Genomic DNA, 16403 nt, shown 5'->3' on the forward strand with positions numbered 1-16403 from the left:
TATATCTAATAACAACCACCTGTTTCAAGTTTATTAATTTCTATTATATTATATATGTTTGTGTACTCATATTGGCTTGAAATTCCAGAAAAAACAGGTAAATAACCATTATAATATAGATGACACCAAATCGAAAGTAAATATGTTATAATAATGATATATGTAGATATTGAGAAAGGATGTCTTATTTTTGAAATACGAAATTGAAACAATTTATTTTCTAGAAAATCCAGAAACATCGAAAACGGCATTTGCTACTGGTTCACAGTTACAATATGAGGATACAATTAAGGATGTTTTTGGTGTGGCATGTTTACATGATCTATCGATGATGATTCAATATAATAAAGGCTTCCAAACGAGTATTTGCGAGAGCTACGGCGTTACAGAAAACGAGGTAAAATTAGATTTGGTTCTTCGAGTGGCAACAAAAACAGACTTGCTCAAACTAAGAAGTCAGCTCTTAGAAACGAACAATGATCAATCTGCATCTCTGAATGTTAAAGATTCAGTACCTAGACCATTTGATACGATGATCCGTTTACAAGAAGGTATTTTCAAATGGGATGATCATGCTTCTTCCTACCAAATGATTAAAACAGCATAATACCTAAATTAGGTACAAGAAACCGTTCATTTTTTGAGCCGTCTCTTGTACCTTTATTTTTTAGCCCATTTCCTCCATGATTCGAATAACTTTATAAAGTTGCTCATTAATTGGAGTTGGCACTCCATATTTTTTGCCTAATTCACAAACTTTGCCGGCGAAATATTCGACTTCTGTTTTTCTGCCAGCTTCCATATCTTGAAGCATGGATGTTTTTCCATTCGGAGATAACTTATTAATGATGGGCCAAAACTTTTTCACATCTTCTTCAGTTAAACCTGTTCCTGCTTTTTCCGACAGCGCCACAACTTCTCTCATGGCAGACTCCATCCATTCATAAGCCATAGGTAGTGTTTGAAAGACACCATAAGGAGCTTTTAGGACAGCAGAGGTTTGATTTACTCCTACATTAATCATGAATTTCCACCACATTGTATGGGTAATATTATCAGAGATTTTATAATCAATTCCTACTCGATCGAATAGCTCTTTTACTGCTAATACGTCATTTGACAATTGATTATTTTTTTCTCCGTATTCGATTCGACCCCTAGTTGAAAAACGAACATCAAGCCCCGTACGAAGTGCATCAATTTCTACGCTCATGCTATATAATACATGTTCATTTTCGTAAGCTTCATAAATTGTTTCCTCACTTGATATGCCATTTAACAATGAGAGAATAATCGTATCTGGGCCTACGTGATATTTTGCATCTTCAATTGCTTGTCGTAATTCAGCGTTTTTTACAGCAAAAATGACAAGATCAACCGGTTCGACTTTTGTTTCAGGAGATATGTAATTAAAATGATATCCTTCATCATTGATTTTAATTCCATTCTTTTGATACTTGTTAATCCGTTGTTCACTTGCAACTAGTTGAAAAGAGTCTTGTAATGAATCATGTAAAAGGCTACCATACGCAGCACCGATAGCTCCTAAACCAACTAAAGTTACCTTCTCTATTTTTTTCATTTTTGCACCCCACTTTTTTGTATACTATAAGAATATCAAATTAAAGGAAGAATCCAAATACAAAAATAATAGATAAAGTGAAACTTCCCCCACTGATAGAAAGCTTTAAGCTACTGCTTGCTGCTCAAGCAGACGTTGCCGCAGGCGTATTTAGTCTGTGTTCATGATTTCGGATCTTTACGGGCAGTTGATCCCCCACCTAGCTTGTAATAGTACTTAGAATCTTGAGGTGGGTTCTTATTGCCCGTTAAGCCTGATAATAATGAAAAAACAGGAACCTATTACGGTCCCTGTTCTGGAATTATTTGTTCATAGGTTCTCTATGAATAGGTAGTGTACAACAACGGAAAGAGCCGCCTGATTTGATAATCTCTGTTATATCAACTTCAATCACTTCAAAACCGCGTTTTCTTAGTTGTTCATTAACGTTTTTATTAACAGGTAAACTAATCACTTTTTTATACCCAATTGACAAAACGTTTGTTCCTAGAGTAAATTGCTCATCCTCAGATACCTCAATCAACTCATAGCGTTTCTTAAATCGCTCGATATCTTCTTTCTTCAGGGCATCAGGATAAATTAAGGCAAGGTCGGGTGAAACAATGTTGAATACACAATCTAGATGTAAGTATTTCGATTTAAAGTCAATGGCTATGATGTCAAATCGTTTATTTAATAAAGCCTGCATATGCTCAATCGCTTCTCGGTTTGTTCGTTCACTTAAACCGATATAGATGGTGTCTTGATCGATAATCACATCTCCACCTTCGATTTGATGGCCAATAATATTATAATAGGATATCTCTTCATCCTCTAACCATTGTTTTAATACATTTTCTTCGCCATCTCGAATGTCACTAGCCATATCTGCAACAAAGATCGTTTCGCCGAGTGTAAATCCGATATCTCTTGTGAATACTTGTTCAGGATACTTCTTATGATACGGCAGTAGTATCACTTCAACTTCATGTTTTTGAAGATTTTTGACAAAGTTGTCATGCTGTTCTAGAGCTTTTTCAATATGTATGCCTTCGTTTTTAAAATGCCTTTGAGTCTCATTAATGACATCCCGAATGGTCATATATTGGGGTTGACATAAGATTACCTTTTTTAACACATTATATTCTGTAAAACATTGAATTTTATGTGGTTCCGTATGTACTTGTACCATATTCTTCCCTCCTATTTAACCTTAGTATCTACTTCTCGTTATGATTTATGTTAAAAAAACAAATAAAAAAACCACCTATTTCAGTGGTTTTTTAAGAGTGTTTTTGAAATATTGCCTGTTCCAACACTTCAGCAATATCTAATGTTTGAACTCTATCTTCTACTTCTTTGGTTTTCGTTCCATCACTTAACATGGTAAGACAATACGGACAAGCACTTGAAATAATGGATGGATTCATTTCAAGGGCTTGTTCTGTTCGAGCCACATTGATACGTGTTCCCTCATTTTCTTCCATCCACATTAACCCGCCGCCAGCCCCGCAGCACATCCCATTTTCATAATTTCTTTTCATTTCAACTATGTTTACCCCTGGGATGGATGCTAAGATTTCTCGTGGTTGGTTAAAGACCTCGTTATAACGACCCAAGTAGCAGGAATCATGGAAAGTAATTGTCTCGTTTAACGAGTATTCTGGTTTTAAACGACCCTCTTTTATTAATTGAGCTAACACTTCGGTATGATGATAAACTTTAAGATTTAAACCAAAATCGGTATATTCATTTTTCAACGTATTATAAGCATGTGGATCAATGGTGACAATTTTTTTTGCACCACTTTTATTAATTTCATCAACATTATGGCTAACTAATTCCTGAAAGAGGAATTCATTTCCAAGTCGTCTTGGTGTATCTCCAGAGTTCTTTTCTTTATTTCCTAAAATTGCGAATGTAATTCCAGCCACGTTCAATAATTTTGCAAAGGCTAAAGCGATTTTTTGGCTCCGTTTGTCATAGGAACCCATGGATCCCACCCAAAATAAATATTCAAATTCTTCCCCTGCTTTTTTCCTTTCTTGAACGGTTTTAACGATGACATCATTACGAAGACTTCGCCAATTAACACGTTCTTTTCTACTGATCCCCCATGGATTTCCCTGCCGCTCAATATTTTGCATAGCTCTTTGTGCATCAGGACTTATCTTACCTTCAGTTAAAACAAGATAGCGACGCAAATCGATGATTTTATCGATATGTTCATTCATAACAGGACATTGATCTTCGCAATTACGGCAAGTAGTACAAGCCCAAATTTCCTCTTCTGTGATGACATCACCAATTAAGTTTTGAGTGTATTTTTGAGAGGAGTTCATAGCCAGTTGATTTCCCGTTGTATTTGTAAAAGCAAACTGAGGAACCCATGGTGCACGTGATGTAATTGCGGCCCCTTTTTCCGTTAAATGATCACGCATTTTGACAATCAAATCCATTGGTGAAAGAAGTTTACCAGTCCCGGTCGCAGGACACATACTCGTACAACGTCCACACTCTACACATGCATAGAAATCAATCATTTGAAGTCTTGTAAAATCTTCTATTTTTCCAACACCAAAGGTTTCTTGGGTTTCATCTTCAAAGTCAATCGCTTTTAGTTTACCAGGTTGATCTAGACGGTTTAAAAAAACATTTAATGGAGCAGCTATTAGATGAGCATGTTTGGATTGAGGAATATATACAAGGAAGGATAATAAGGCGATTAAATGGATCCACCAGGCAAGAAAAAAGATAATGATTGAAGCGGTTGTACCAATCCCACCAAATAATATAGCAATGATAGAAGCAATTGGTTCAGTAATGGAAGGATCATGACCATGCCAAATCAAATTCATGCCATTTCCCATTAATACTGTGATCATTAAGGTTCCAATAAAAATTAACACAAGTCCTGCTTTTAAGTTACGTTTTAAACGACTGAGTTTTTCAATATACCTACGATGAAAGGCCCAAAAAACAGCCACTAAAATCATAAGAGTAATGATTTCTTGAAAAAAGGTAAAAACAGGATAGAACGCTCCTAATGATAAGTGAGAACCTGGAACTATTCCTTTCCAAATAAAATCAATGGCTCCAAATTGAACAAGGATAAACCCATAAAACATCATGATATGGATCATCCCACTTTTTTTATCCTTTAATAATTTTTTCTGACCAAATACCATTACCCAAATATTATGAAACCGTTCCTTGAATCTATTTTCGAATTCTGTTTTTTTTCCTAACTTAATATATTCATAACGGGTTTTGAGTAAATACGAAAATAAATAAACCCCATAGCTCGTCACCAATATAAATAGGATCAGATTTAACATAAGTAAATTAGTCATTTGAAACCCCCTTACTCGATTTATTTAGGAGTATCAAGTTAACCTTTAGTGGAAGCCTTTAACTCATCAATAAACGCAGGTACGACTTCAAATAAATCCCCAACAATTCCGTAATCAGCCACTTCAAAAATAGGTGCATCAGGATCTTTATTAATTGCTACAATTGTTTTTGAATTCGACATCCCTGCTAAATGTTGAATGGCTCCGGAGATTCCGATTGCAATATATAAATCAGGTGTCACCACTTTCCCAGTTTGCCCGATTTGTAGGGAGTAATCACAATAATTCGCATCACAGGCGCCTCGTGATGCACCAACAGCACCACCAAGCAGTCCCGCTAATTCCTCTAATAGTTTGAAACCTTCTTTTCCCTTCACACCACGACCACCTGACACAATAATTTTTGCCTCAGAAAGGTCTACTCCTTTGGAGACTTTTTTTACGACCTCTTTGATTACGGTACGACCTTCTCTTATGTCTAGGGATAAACTTTCGACATGACCAGAACGTGATTCATCTTTAGTGAGACGATTAATATTATTAGGACGTATCGTTACTAACGCCAGTCCGTTCACCGATTTCTTTTCAAATGCTTTCCCAGAATAGATGGGTCTTGTATAGATTTCCCCTTGATCAATCTTTTCTATTTTTATGACGTCAGACAGAAGTCCGGCCTGTAAATGTGCGGAAATTCTAGGAGTTAAATCTTTACCAAGTGCTGTGTGCCCCATAATAAAAGCATCTGGCTTTTCTTTTTCGAATACTTTAAGGAGTGCCTGTTGATACGTATCTGTTGAGTATTCTTTAAGACATGGATTTTCAGCTTTTAGGACCCGATTTGCTCCATAGAATATCATTTCATTTGCCAATTCACCAATTTTATTTGAAAATAGCGCAGCAACAACCTCTCCCCCATCAGCAATAACTTTGGCCGCTGCAATTGATTCAAATGAAACGTGACGGATTTCTCCATGACGAATTTCACCTAGTACTAGAACCTTCTTAGTCATTCTCGTCCCTCCCCTAATGAAGTTAAATTACTTTAGCATCTGTTTTTAATAGAGAAATGAGTTCACTCACTTGCTCTTTAACCGTTCCATCTATCAATCTGCCTGCTTGTTTTTTCGGTGGTAACGTAATTTCAATTGTTTTTGTTTTGGCTATGATCTCTTCCTCTTCTAAATTTAGATCCTCTAAATCTAACCTTTCAAGAGGCTTCTTCTTAGCCTTCATAATTCCTGGAAGTGATGGGTACCGTGGCTCATTTAATCCTTGTTGTGCGGTAACTAATACTGGAAGTGATACTTCGATAATCTCCTGATCTCCTTCCACATCTCGAACAATTGTGGCCAATTTTCCGTTCACATCTAATTTTGTAATGGTAGTTACTTGAGGAAATCCTAGATGTTCGGCAACTTGAGGCCCCACTTGCCCAGATCCCCCATCTACAGCCACATTTCCGCAAAGGATAAGATCAGGTGCTTGATCTTTTAAATAGACTGCAAGAATAACTGCTGTTGAATACGCATCGATCTCTTCCTCTAAATCCTCCGTTTCAATCATAACCGCTTTATCTGCCCCCATCGCAAGAGCGGTTCGTAATTGTTTTTCAGCTTCTGCTTCTCCAACTGTGATGACAGTAACTTCTCCGCCATGATCATCACGAAGTTGAATGGCCTCTTCTATTGCATATTCATCGTAAGGGTTAATGATATATTCAGCGGAATCCTCGTTAATCTTTCCATTTTCAATGACGATTTTTTCTTCAGTATCAAACGTTCTTTTCAACAGGACATATATTTTCATACATCATCGCTCCCCGAGTATTTTAGGATGGAAAATAATAAAAATTTAACTGTCAACCTATCTTTTTAAAATAAAAGATTTCACAAATATTTCACGATTCTCCTTGAAACTAATCGAGTGTGATTACACAATTTAATGGTAAATAGTGTATGATAGAAGTATAAAATGACATGTGGTTAATAGAAGTTACTCTCCACACTAATTTAAAAGTTTAACAAATGAATATGATGGAGGAATGAACATGGACTTATTTAAACAATTTTTCACACTGGGATTGGGTGCGGCTGTTATTACAAAAGAACAGGTTGAAAAAACCGTTGATTCTCTTGTTAAAAAAGGTGAAGTTAGTGCAAATGAATCAAAAGAACTTGTAAATCAGTGGTTGGAAAAGGGAGAACAAGCAAAACAAGAAATAGACGATATCGTTAAAACAAGAGTCAATCAAGTATTAGCGAACTTAGATATTGTCACAAAAGAAGAATATCAAGAATTAGAGCGTAGAATTGAAGCGCTTGAAACGCAATTAAATAAACAATAATCTGTTGGGTGTTTTAAAAGGTATACCTTTTAAAACACCCTTTTTATTAAACTTAGTATTGAAATGTGCCCTAGTTACTCATATGATTTTTAATACTTCTGAGAAAATCAGTTAACGCCTTACCCGGGTGTTCATTGTGACTAACGATGGGGATAATCCCTCTCTCTTTAAGTAAACGCTCTTTAATGGGGTTAGGTTCCACGAGAAAAATATAAGATTTGGGGCGTATATGTTCAAAGTTAGAATCCTTCCATTGGCGATGTAATTTATATAACATATACCTAATATTTATATCTGATAAACTATAACCGATGAAAATAATTGATTTTTCCAATGAGTCTGACCTTAATTTAATGTCTAAAGGTGATTCAAAATCAAGTCGTTGAAAAAAACTGGATTCGGTTAAAACGAGTGATGAATCATCATGAAAATCACCATGAAATTTGATAATTTGTGTTTTATTCATTTTTATTCTCGCGATATCCGCCACATTGGTAATTTTAGTATATTCTTTTTTATAATAATCAAAGGCATTTTCTAACCATCGATCAAAATTGGTTGTATAAATAATTGGAAAGTCCAAATCTATAATCAGTTTATAAATTTCGGATTCCCCTACGTTAATGTCTTTATGATGCCAGAGTCGATCCATCCAACTTCTTAAAGAACCTAATGTTCCTTTTTGGTGATAATAATACTCTGCCATGATTAAAAAGTCATTGTTGCCCCATGATTTAAATTGTTCTGGATCATAGCCAAGATTTGCCGCCATTTGATTCATCAACTCTGAATAAACAGGTAGACCTAAATTTTTTGAGACGCCCGAACCGACAAAAAGAATCGCCTGTTTATTTTTAATGGCTTTAGCCAATTCTTGTATCATAAGACCTCCATTAATAAGAAAATATCGCTATCGCCTTACTATTTATAGTATGAGCATTTTTTTCTATAAGAACTTCTTCAAGTAAATAGTAAATTGTTTTGTGTTGTTCGACAAGTATTCTCCTTTGCAACTTTTTTTAGCGAATCTCTTCTTGTTTTGTCGCTGTTGCAGGAATGTAGGTAGAAACAGAGAAGCATTAAGATAAGGAGGGGTTCTATTGAATACAAAGTCTGTAGCCGATTTGCTTGGCATTTCAACTAGAACAGTTCAAAGATGGGTCAAACAACTGGGATTGGAAATGGCGAGGAATGATCTTGGTCACTTTATTTTTACAGAGGAAGATATCGAATTATTAAAACAGGTAAAAAAACAATTAGAGGATGGAGTCCTCCTCCAGGATATTACAGTAAAAGCAAATAATCGAACCGGTGTGGTAAGGAGCGTACAAACTGAAATGCAACAGACTGACTTAGAAGAAATTGAGGAAAAAATTAAAAACTTAGAATTAAGTTTATATCAAAAAGCAGATTCAGTTGTTTCCTATCAACTCCTTCAGCATCGTCGCGAAATTGAGGAATTACAGAATCAGATTACAAATCTTAAAGAACAAATCAGCAATTTAGAAAAGTTATTAATTAGAGAAGTACAAACAGCTGCCTCGTTAGAAGAAACGAAAATTAAACCGAGAAAAAAGAAGAGTTTTCTAAAAGGAATATTTGGCTTTTAAAAAAACAGCACAATGGTGAGTGCTGTTTTTTTCATTATGAAAATAGTAAAAAAGCAACCAATGGTTGCTTTTTTACAAATGTTTTACTTAATATTCATTTGATTCTTCATTTACTACGTTATTATAGTTATACTGGGATCGATCTACAGGGGTAAAGCCTTCAGGTGTATAAAACCTTAAGAGATCACCATTAACGACTTTGTCAGATAGGGCTAATTTATGTTCTACACTATCTTGTAATTGCTTAGCTTCTTCTAGTCGTTCAGTATCTAATTCTAACCCTGTTACACTATCAAAGAATTTTCCATCTGCAAAAGTAATGGTTGGACTTACAAATTCACCATTTCTGAATGGGATGAGTTCATCATGCTCTTCTGATAAAATATCTGTTCCTAAATGGACATAGTCTTTTGTATCCATTCCTAAAAGATGCAGGAGTGTTGGCAGCAAATCAATTTGTCCAGTTACTTCATGGTTCACTCCACCCTCTACTCCAGGAACACGAATAAATAACGGAACTCGTTGCAACTGAGTATTTTCATACGTACCGATTTCTTTACCTAAAATTTGCTCCATCGCTGTTGTATGGTTTTTAGAAATGCCATAGTGATCACCATACATAATTATGATGGAGTTGTCATATAATCCGGATTCCTTTAAATAAGCAAAGAACTGTTCTAATGCTTCATCAGCATATCGAGCCGTTTGGAAATACGTATCAACTGATTTATCCCCTGTCGTAGCCGGAGCAATGGTAGCTAATTCCTCATCTAATGGATATGGATAATGGTTTGTCACCGTAATGAACTTAGCAAGGAATGGCTGTGGTAAAGATTCTAATAATGGAATCGATTGTTCAAAGAAAGGCTTATCCATTAAGCCGTAATCGGCAAGATCTTCGGGATTCATTTCATAATAACTTGCATCGAAGAAATGATCATACCCAAAAGACTTATACATTTCATTTCGGTTCCAGAATGTTCCCGTGTTGCCATGGAACACGGCTGAAGTATACCCTTCCTGATCTAAAATTGCTGGAGCTGCCTGATAAGTATTAAGTCCTTTCGTTGTAAAAGCAGACCCTTGCGGCAATCCGTATAAAGAATTTTCAAGTATGAACTCTGCATCGGCTGTTTTACCTTGAGCCGTTTGATGGTAAAAATTATCAAAGTACATGGTGTTTCCTTCGCGTATTAACGAATTTAAAAAGGGTGTTACCTCTTCCCCATTAAGCTGATAATCCATTAAAAATGATTGCATGGATTCCAAATGTAAATAAATCACGTTCTTCCCTTTAGCCGCACCGAAATATTTTGGATTAGGCTCAGCATAATTAGATTGAGTGAAGTTAATCACTTCAGTGATATCATTACTGTCTGCCGTAACTCTTTGTGCGGAAGCTTTTGTACTTTGCACTGCATCATAAATGGTGTAGTTGTACATACCTAAATATTTAACAATATAATTACGGTCAAAACCTCTTGTTAGTAGTTGTGGTCGGTCTGCTTCAGCTAAAGCTAAGTTTAGACAAGAGATCCCTAAAGATAAAGAAATAATTGCCGTAGCAGTCCGTCGTTTCATATCTTTCATTTCAATTTTTATTTTTTTCGATAAGAGCAATCCAATGACCACAAAAATATCCACAAAAAATAATATGTCGTATGCATTTAAAAGCGATGGAACACTGGTACTTACATCGCCAAAGTTTTGTGTTTGAAAAATGGTAGGCAATGTTATAAAGTCATTAAAAAATCGATAATAAAGTACATTGGCATACAATAAAATGGTCAATACAAAATAAATGAGCATGAGCCAAGTATATTTCTTTCGGCCTTTAAATAAAAAGGCAAGCCCAAGAAAAAGCATGGAAGATCCTAGCGGATTTAATAATAGTAAGAATTGTTGCAAGGCACTTTCAATTCCTAAGTCAAATTGTGTAAATTGTATTAGATATGTCTTCATCCAAAGTAAAAATACAATTAATAAATAAAATCCAATAAATTTATTAAATATATTTTCCCCTTTATTTACCTGATTCATTTTAGTCCCACCTTCTAACGAACTATTATACACGGTTCTCTGTTGAATTTTCAAATATTTCGTGATAATCTCATAAACTATTATTAAACTTCATTGGCGAGAGTTAAAAGCCCTCTGAATGAAATTAAGCCTCCGGTGGATGCCTCTGACTTTTTAAATTAACTTATCAAGCGAGCTCGACGACGGACAGGACGTCCTAGTCAGGCGAAAGCCAGAGGATATGGCTTTTTAAAGTGTAATGAAAAATCCGGGCTGCAAATTCGGCAGGCGAATTTAATATATTTCCAATTTTGTGCAATTTACGATTATACGAATCTACATGTTTTTGCAGATTCTCATTATACTCCTTGATCGTAAAATGTCAAGATCTCAAAGAGCGTATGATTCTTACTATGTTTATAAAAGGTTGTCCTATATTTTATCTTAATATAGGTATGATTTCATGTATTGATAGTAATCTATAATGCTTTAATTGAAAAGAGGTCAAACATCCTCAATTCATTCGCAATCTTAAATAATTAGTAAATGATATGACGTTAAACAAGGTATTAAGTCATTATTTTTGGAAAGTATTATGATTTTCTCAAAACCATACAATTAAATTTTATAATTTATTATAAGGTATAAACGTTTATATATAAAATAAGTTTCAACTTTTTTTATAAACTTATCCCAATTCCCCACTAAATAAAGCGAAATCTGCATATCTATGAATATATAAACTTTAAATCTAAAATAAACATTGTGGGGGATTATATGAGCACTGAAGTTAATAATATTGGTTACTTTCACAACTTAAAAGAACGCAATATGAACTTTGAAGATGTTTTTGATCGGATTATTAAATTTATGAAGCTGTATCGCAATGGTAATTTCCGCCTAATGATCGGTACAGATTCCCAAGTCCATGATAAATATACTGTTTTCATAACAGGAATAGTTATCTTAAATGAAGGAAAAGGGGCTTGGGCATGTATTCATAAGGTCGTTATTCGAGAACGAATGAAACACTTACATGAAAGAATTTCAAAAGAAACCTCTTTAACCGAAGAAATTGTCTCCCTATTTAATGAAGAAAGAAAAAATATACTGATTAATATTGTTCTTCCTTATATTTATAAAGGGGCTAGCTTTACAATGGAAGGACATTTAGATATTGGTGCTGGAAATCGAAACAAAACAAGAATTTTTGTTGAGGAAATGATTTCAAGGATTGAATCAATGGGAGTTGAACCGAAAATAAAGCCAGACTCATTCGTAGCCTCTAGTTATGCCAATCGATTTACAAAATAATCATCAGTATCTCCACTTTTTTAATTAAACTTTCTTTGCGATAGTCATCATCTAAATATCGGTCCGATAAGGATAAAGGATAATAGATGTTGAAAAAATTAAAAACTCTGAAATAACATTTGTTTATTTATCAAGATATAAAGAATAAAAGGGCATCCAAAAGTCAGATGACATTCGGATACCCTTTCATCATATTAATTGATGTAATCGACTAACTTTTCTTTCGGTTCACCAAAAATTTCAACTTCCAGTCTACGTCCTGTTGGAGTTGCTGCTAAGCCGCCTTCTCCTGTTTCACGTAATGTTGTTGGAAGGGTTTGTCCGATGGCATACATTGCTCCAATTACTTCGTCACATGGAATTCGACTTGAAATACCAGCAAGTGCCATATCTGCCGCAGTTAATGCGTTAGATGCTCCCCCTGCATTCCGTTTTACACAAGGTACTTCAACTAAACCAGCAACAGGATCACAAACTAAGCCAAGCATATTTTTCAACGCTATTGCAAACGCTTCTGAACATTGTTGAGGTGTTCCTCCTGCCAATTCAACAATCCCTGCTGCTGCCATCCCTGCTGCTGAGCCGACCTCTGCCTGACAGCCACCTGCTGCACCTGAAATAAATGCATTATTGGCAACAACAAAGCCAAATGCTGCTGTTGTAAACAAGAATTCAATCATTTCTTGTCTCGTTGGATTTAGCTTTGATTGTACAGCGAACAATGTCCCTGGAACAACTCCAGCTGAACCAGCTGTAGGTGTCGCACAAATGGTACCCATTGCTGCGTTTACTTCATTTGTAGCCATTGCCTTACTTACAGCGTCTAATAATAGATCCCCAGATAGAGATTTCCCACTTTTTATATAGTTTTGTAAAAGGACGGAATCACCACCAGTTAGACCAGTATGAGATTTAACCCCTTTCAACCCTCGTTCAACAGCATTTTCCATAACGGTTAAATTTACGTCCATTTTCTTAATAACTTCTTCCCGTGTGAGACCTGTTACTTCGATCTCCTGACGGATCATAATTTCAGCAATTTTTACGTTATTTTGTTCAGCCATTGAAACCAGCTCTGCTACACTACGAAACATCACATTGCCCTCCTGATGTTGGATTTCTTTTCAGATGTACTATTTAAAATTAGTCAACGATGCGAATAACCCTTGTTACATTTTCAAGAGCTGTTAACTCTTCGATAACGGTTTCATTTATTTTTTCATCGACTTCAATAACCATAATAGCAGTTTCCCCTTTATCCTTTCGAGAAACTTCCATATGTCCTATGTTTATTTGATGTTTTGAGAATATGGTTGTTACAGAACTAATGATTCCAAAACGATCATTATGAAGAACCAATACAGCAGGTTCTCCCGACAATTTTAGTTTAAAACTATTAAGCTCAGTTATTTCAATTGAGCCCCCACCAATAGAAATACCAATTAATTCAAACTCACTGCCATTTTCATCGTACAAATTAATTTTAACGGTATTTGGATGTTCGGGTATAGCTGTTTCTTCTTTAAAAATAATTTCCATTCCAGATTGTTTCGCAATTTCTAATGCTTCTGGAAGCCGTTCATCAAAAGTATCAAAATCTAATAATCCTGCTGCAAGGGCAAGATCCGTTCCGTGTCCCTTATACGTTTTAGCAAAAGAACCATATAGTGAAATAATCGCCTTTTTCGGCTGCTTTTCAAATAAAGTTCGGGCCACTCGGCCAATTCGAGCTGCACCAGCTGTATGGGAACTAGAAGGCCCTATCATGACTGGTCCGATGATATCAAAAGCTGATCTGTATTTCATGACGATTCACCTATTTCCTAATAGAATTATATTTTGGTAGTGCTTTCACAAATTATTATACTAATAATTTGTTGTTGTCCTCAACTGTATTTTGAAGCCAAATAAATAATAACATATTCATGTTAGAATTAAAATCATTTATTAGATTTTTCTATAATTATTACAAGAAATAGAATAATTTTTAAATCAAATAATGAAAAAATGTACGAATACTCCTTACTTTTTAATCAGAAGACCAATTAATAATTTACCGTTTTAATCATTTTTAGTTTTCTAGAAAAAAGATAATCAAGCTGAGATTCAATAAAATCAGAAGAATGAAAAAGTTTTTTATTAGGGTCCAGCCCTCTTTAGCTAGAATCAAATAAGTTAACAGATCGACTGACCTTGATGTACCAAACCAGCACGATTCGTGTCTTGAATATTGAGTGCATCCGCCATTCCAAATGGCTGTGTAATAATCTAAATTAAATTTTACATAGTATGTTAGCATTTAGGTGAAAATACTTTATGATCATACAACGAAATGAGGGAACAAAGTGAAAGAGTTATTACAACAAGTGAAAATAGAACTAGAAAAGGCCTATGATTATCCAGAATCAACTGATTTAGATCGCAGTATAGAAACATTGGTGCAAGCGTTAGAGCAAAACGGAGATAAAGGTACGATGATTGAAAACGTTATTACGGCATTAACACAAGCTAGAAATGCAAAGGTCCAGCTACAGCAAGCTGGAGATGTATCATCATCAGCAGCCTTTGGGCAGGCATTCAATGCATTAGAACAAGCAATTGAATCTTATGAATAAGAAAAAACTCCGGAGACTTTCCGGGGTTTTTATAATATACAATTATAAAATATAGTAATTTTATTTAAATTGAAAAATTCATAGTATGGAGGTTTTACTTAATGGCTAGGGGCAATGTACAGTTAGCTTTAGAAACATTGGAGTTGCTTTATGATTTGGGTGATTGTCTCCTCATAAATTCCTGCATAAGCGGTGATATTGCTATTGCGTCGAATGAGTTATCCATGATTACCGCAATTCCATTATGGTAAAAGCTTTTTACGGCTTTTAAGCCCCCCAACTTGGCGAATAATGCCTGGTCAATCACTCGTAACCATATCAGTTTAGAAATATTCGTTATAAATCTAGGATTCATTTGAGATTTTTTATTAAAATTATTTTAGTGTAGAGAAAATATTAAGCCTTAAATTGACCTCCTTTGATCCCCCTTTGTTTCAATTTTAAAACATGCAAATAGTTGATTACTAATCCTAATGGGTTAAAATTGAGATACTACATAAATGAAACAGGGGTAATAAAATGGTAAAATTAATTGCTACTGATTTAGATGGAACCTTATTAAATGAACATAGTGAAGTAAGTGAAGAAAATGCGAATGCAATTAAAAAGGCAATGGATAAAGGGGTACAGTTCGTCGTAGCAACAGGGAGGTCTTTGTCAGCAGCGACAAAACCACTCCATAAGGTTGGTATTACCTGTCCAATTATTTGTTTAAACGGGGCAAATATTTATGATATAGAACGGAATCTTTTAAGAAGTATCCCAATGGATTTGGATTTATGTCGTGAAATTGTTAAGGCCTGCCCCACTGACGATATCTATTTAGAGTTTTATACAAACGATGGTGTCTATTCGGTGAGTCGAGAGTATTTTATTAAAGTTTTGATGGATATTGTAAAGTCGGCCAATCCAGATGCCACAGAAGAGGAACTTAGGGAGGCTGCCCATAATCGGATACAAAATGAGGATATTACTGTAATCAAAAGTAATGAGGATATTTTTACTTTCAAAGATCTTGTCATCTACAAAATTCTCGTATTTTCCTTAAAAAAGGAAGTCCTTTCTAGCCTTTATAAACGATTTGAGCATGAAACAAATCTAGCGGTAACGTCTTCAGGTGATATTAATCTAGAATTTAATCACCCTGATGCTCAGAAAGGCATTGCGTTGCAAATTTATTCGAGTTCACTGGGAATAAATATGAATGAAGTGATGGCACTAGGCGATAATTTCAACGATAAAGATATGCTGGAACGAGTCGGATATAGTGTTGCCATGGGCAATTCGCCTGATGAAATAAAGCGTTTATGCAAGTTTACGACAAAAACAAATGTGGAGTATGGGGTTGCGTATGCCATTGAGGAAATGTTAAAAGAGAATTTCAAATGATTTTAGAAAAGAGTTTAGCACTATGCTTTACTCTTTTTATCTGTTTTTTAGGGTTTTTAACAAATTAATATTTTTCGGGTTTTGTATATGAGAGAGTTGGAAAGGAAGTCGATGATGATTATCAAAAAAGTCGTCCTATTAGTCATCAGGCTGCTTACATAAAGCAAGGGGCTATTCGCCTGCTGTCAATGCCCTTCG

General features: G+C 35.1%; 16 protein-coding genes. 7 read left to right on the forward strand and 9 right to left on the reverse strand.

The genetic code is table 11. The annotated features are described in order from the left end of the window. The first annotated feature begins 190 nt into the window (after nucleotides 1-190). Nucleotides 191-607: a hypothetical protein gene (locus tag R4Z10_RS11230; protein WP_338469397.1), complete on the forward strand. Its 417-nt coding sequence runs from the start codon at nucleotides 191-193 to the stop codon at nucleotides 605-607. A gap of 60 nt (nucleotides 608-667) precedes the next feature. Here the strand turns inward: R4Z10_RS11230 and R4Z10_RS11235 are convergent, their stop codons facing one another. The 5 genes from R4Z10_RS11235 to R4Z10_RS11255 all read right to left on the reverse strand — a co-directional run bounded on the left by R4Z10_RS11235 (nucleotide 668) and on the right by R4Z10_RS11255 (nucleotide 6720). Then, complete coding sequence (locus R4Z10_RS11235) at nucleotides 668-1582, reverse strand: ketopantoate reductase family protein (protein ID WP_338469398.1); 915 nt, start codon at nucleotides 1580-1582, stop codon at nucleotides 668-670. Between the two features lie 301 nt (nucleotides 1583-1883). Beyond that, a complete protein-coding gene (locus R4Z10_RS11240) occupies nucleotides 1884-2753 on the reverse strand; it encodes a dimethylarginine dimethylaminohydrolase family protein (RefSeq protein WP_338469399.1) in 870 nt (289 codons plus the stop codon). Between the two features lie 91 nt (nucleotides 2754-2844). After that, nucleotides 2845-4914, reverse strand: coding sequence for a (Fe-S)-binding protein (locus R4Z10_RS11245; protein WP_338469400.1), 2070 nt, complete (start codon nucleotides 4912-4914; stop codon nucleotides 2845-2847). Between the two features lie 38 nt (nucleotides 4915-4952). After that, a complete protein-coding gene (locus tag R4Z10_RS11250) occupies nucleotides 4953-5924 on the reverse strand; it encodes an electron transfer flavoprotein subunit alpha/FixB family protein (protein WP_338469401.1) in 972 nt (323 codons plus the stop codon). A 22-nt stretch (nucleotides 5925-5946) separates the two neighbouring features. Next, on the reverse strand, nucleotides 5947-6720 hold the full coding sequence (locus R4Z10_RS11255) for an electron transfer flavoprotein subunit beta/FixA family protein (RefSeq protein WP_338469402.1): 774 nt from the start codon (nucleotides 6718-6720) through the stop codon (nucleotides 5947-5949). Nucleotides 6721-6961: 241 nt separating this feature from the next. Here R4Z10_RS11255 and R4Z10_RS11260 point away from each other — a divergent pair, with 241 nt between their 5' ends. Next, on the forward strand, nucleotides 6962-7258 hold the full coding sequence (locus R4Z10_RS11260; RefSeq protein ID WP_338469403.1) for a phasin family protein: 297 nt from the start codon (nucleotides 6962-6964) through the stop codon (nucleotides 7256-7258). A gap of 70 nt (nucleotides 7259-7328) precedes the next feature. Here the strand turns inward: R4Z10_RS11260 and R4Z10_RS11265 are convergent, their stop codons facing one another. Continuing rightward, nucleotides 7329-8141, reverse strand: a complete 813-nt coding sequence (locus R4Z10_RS11265) for an SIR2 family protein (RefSeq protein WP_338469404.1) — start codon at nucleotides 8139-8141, stop codon at nucleotides 7329-7331. A 217-nt stretch (nucleotides 8142-8358) separates the two neighbouring features. Here R4Z10_RS11265 and R4Z10_RS11270 point away from each other — a divergent pair, with 217 nt between their 5' ends. Further along, the gene (locus tag R4Z10_RS11270; RefSeq protein ID WP_338469405.1) at nucleotides 8359-8868 is read left to right on the forward strand and encodes a MerR family transcriptional regulator; all 510 of its coding nucleotides are present in this window, start codon (nucleotides 8359-8361) and stop codon (nucleotides 8866-8868) included. 87 nt (nucleotides 8869-8955) lie between these two features. Here the strand turns inward: R4Z10_RS11270 and R4Z10_RS11275 are convergent, their stop codons facing one another. After that, a complete protein-coding gene (locus tag R4Z10_RS11275) occupies nucleotides 8956-10908 on the reverse strand; it encodes an LTA synthase family protein (RefSeq protein WP_338469406.1) in 1953 nt (650 codons plus the stop codon). Between the two features lie 756 nt (nucleotides 10909-11664). On the opposite strand from R4Z10_RS11275, the gene R4Z10_RS11280 reads away from it, so the two are divergent. Continuing rightward, nucleotides 11665-12201: a ribonuclease H-like YkuK family protein gene (locus R4Z10_RS11280; protein ID WP_338469407.1), complete on the forward strand. Its 537-nt coding sequence runs from the start codon at nucleotides 11665-11667 to the stop codon at nucleotides 12199-12201. A 194-nt stretch (nucleotides 12202-12395) separates the two neighbouring features. Here the strand turns inward: R4Z10_RS11280 and sdaAA are convergent, their stop codons facing one another. Together sdaAA and sdaAB are read right to left on the reverse strand one after the other, a co-directional pair. Beyond that, nucleotides 12396-13295 (reverse strand): L-serine ammonia-lyase, iron-sulfur-dependent, subunit alpha, encoded by a 900-nt coding sequence (sdaAA, locus tag R4Z10_RS11285; protein ID WP_338469408.1) that lies wholly within the window; start codon nucleotides 13293-13295, stop codon nucleotides 12396-12398. 49 nt (nucleotides 13296-13344) lie between these two features. Continuing rightward, a complete protein-coding gene (gene sdaAB, locus R4Z10_RS11290) occupies nucleotides 13345-14007 on the reverse strand; it encodes an L-serine ammonia-lyase, iron-sulfur-dependent subunit beta (protein WP_338469409.1) in 663 nt (220 codons plus the stop codon). A gap of 539 nt (nucleotides 14008-14546) precedes the next feature. On the opposite strand from sdaAB, the gene R4Z10_RS11295 reads away from it, so the two are divergent. The 3 genes from R4Z10_RS11295 to R4Z10_RS11305 all read left to right on the forward strand — a co-directional run bounded on the left by R4Z10_RS11295 (nucleotide 14547) and on the right by R4Z10_RS11305 (nucleotide 16205). Then, a complete protein-coding gene (locus R4Z10_RS11295; RefSeq protein WP_338469410.1) occupies nucleotides 14547-14816 on the forward strand; it encodes a hypothetical protein in 270 nt (89 codons plus the stop codon). A gap of 101 nt (nucleotides 14817-14917) precedes the next feature. After that, complete coding sequence (locus R4Z10_RS11300; protein ID WP_338469411.1) at nucleotides 14918-15067, forward strand: hypothetical protein; 150 nt, start codon at nucleotides 14918-14920, stop codon at nucleotides 15065-15067. A gap of 268 nt (nucleotides 15068-15335) precedes the next feature. Further along, on the forward strand, nucleotides 15336-16205 hold the full coding sequence (locus R4Z10_RS11305; protein ID WP_338469412.1) for a Cof-type HAD-IIB family hydrolase: 870 nt from the start codon (nucleotides 15336-15338) through the stop codon (nucleotides 16203-16205). The last annotated feature ends 198 nt before the right edge of the window (nucleotides 16206-16403 follow it).

This window comes from Niallia sp. XMNu-256 (assembly GCF_036670015.1).
GTDB lineage: Bacteria > Bacillota > Bacilli > Bacillales > Cytobacillaceae > Bacillus_BD.

Bases quoted from the DNA above. Each gene is read 5' to 3' on its own strand.
- R4Z10_RS11275 (WP_338469406.1), bottom strand. From the start codon at position 10,908: ATGAATCAGGTAAATAAAGGGGAAAATATATTTAATAAATTTATTGGA.
- R4Z10_RS11300 (WP_338469411.1), top strand. From the start codon at position 14,918: ATGGCTAGGGGCAATGTACAGTTAGCTTTAGAAACATTGGAGTTGCTT.
- R4Z10_RS11250 (WP_338469401.1), bottom strand. From the start codon at position 5,924: ATGACTAAGAAGGTTCTAGTACTAGGTGAAATTCGTCATGGAGAAATC.
- R4Z10_RS11245 (WP_338469400.1), bottom strand. From the start codon at position 4,914: ATGACTAATTTACTTATGTTAAATCTGATCCTATTTATATTGGTGACG.
- R4Z10_RS11260 (WP_338469403.1), top strand. From the start codon at position 6,962: ATGGACTTATTTAAACAATTTTTCACACTGGGATTGGGTGCGGCTGTT.
- R4Z10_RS11305 (WP_338469412.1), top strand. From the start codon at position 15,336: ATGGTAAAATTAATTGCTACTGATTTAGATGGAACCTTATTAAATGAA.
- R4Z10_RS11235 (WP_338469398.1), bottom strand. From the start codon at position 1,582: ATGAAAAAAATAGAGAAGGTAACTTTAGTTGGTTTAGGAGCTATCGGT.
- R4Z10_RS11280 (WP_338469407.1), top strand. From the start codon at position 11,665: ATGAGCACTGAAGTTAATAATATTGGTTACTTTCACAACTTAAAAGAA.
- R4Z10_RS11240 (WP_338469399.1), bottom strand. From the start codon at position 2,753: ATGGTACAAGTACATACGGAACCACATAAAATTCAATGTTTTACAGAA.
- R4Z10_RS11255 (WP_338469402.1), bottom strand. From the start codon at position 6,720: ATGAAAATATATGTCCTGTTGAAAAGAACGTTTGATACTGAAGAAAAA.
- R4Z10_RS11265 (WP_338469404.1), bottom strand. From the start codon at position 8,141: ATGATACAAGAATTGGCTAAAGCCATTAAAAATAAACAGGCGATTCTT.
- sdaAB (WP_338469409.1), bottom strand. From the start codon at position 14,007: ATGAAATACAGATCAGCTTTTGATATCATCGGACCAGTCATGATAGGG.
- sdaAA (WP_338469408.1), bottom strand. From the start codon at position 13,295: ATGTTTCGTAGTGTAGCAGAGCTGGTTTCAATGGCTGAACAAAATAAC.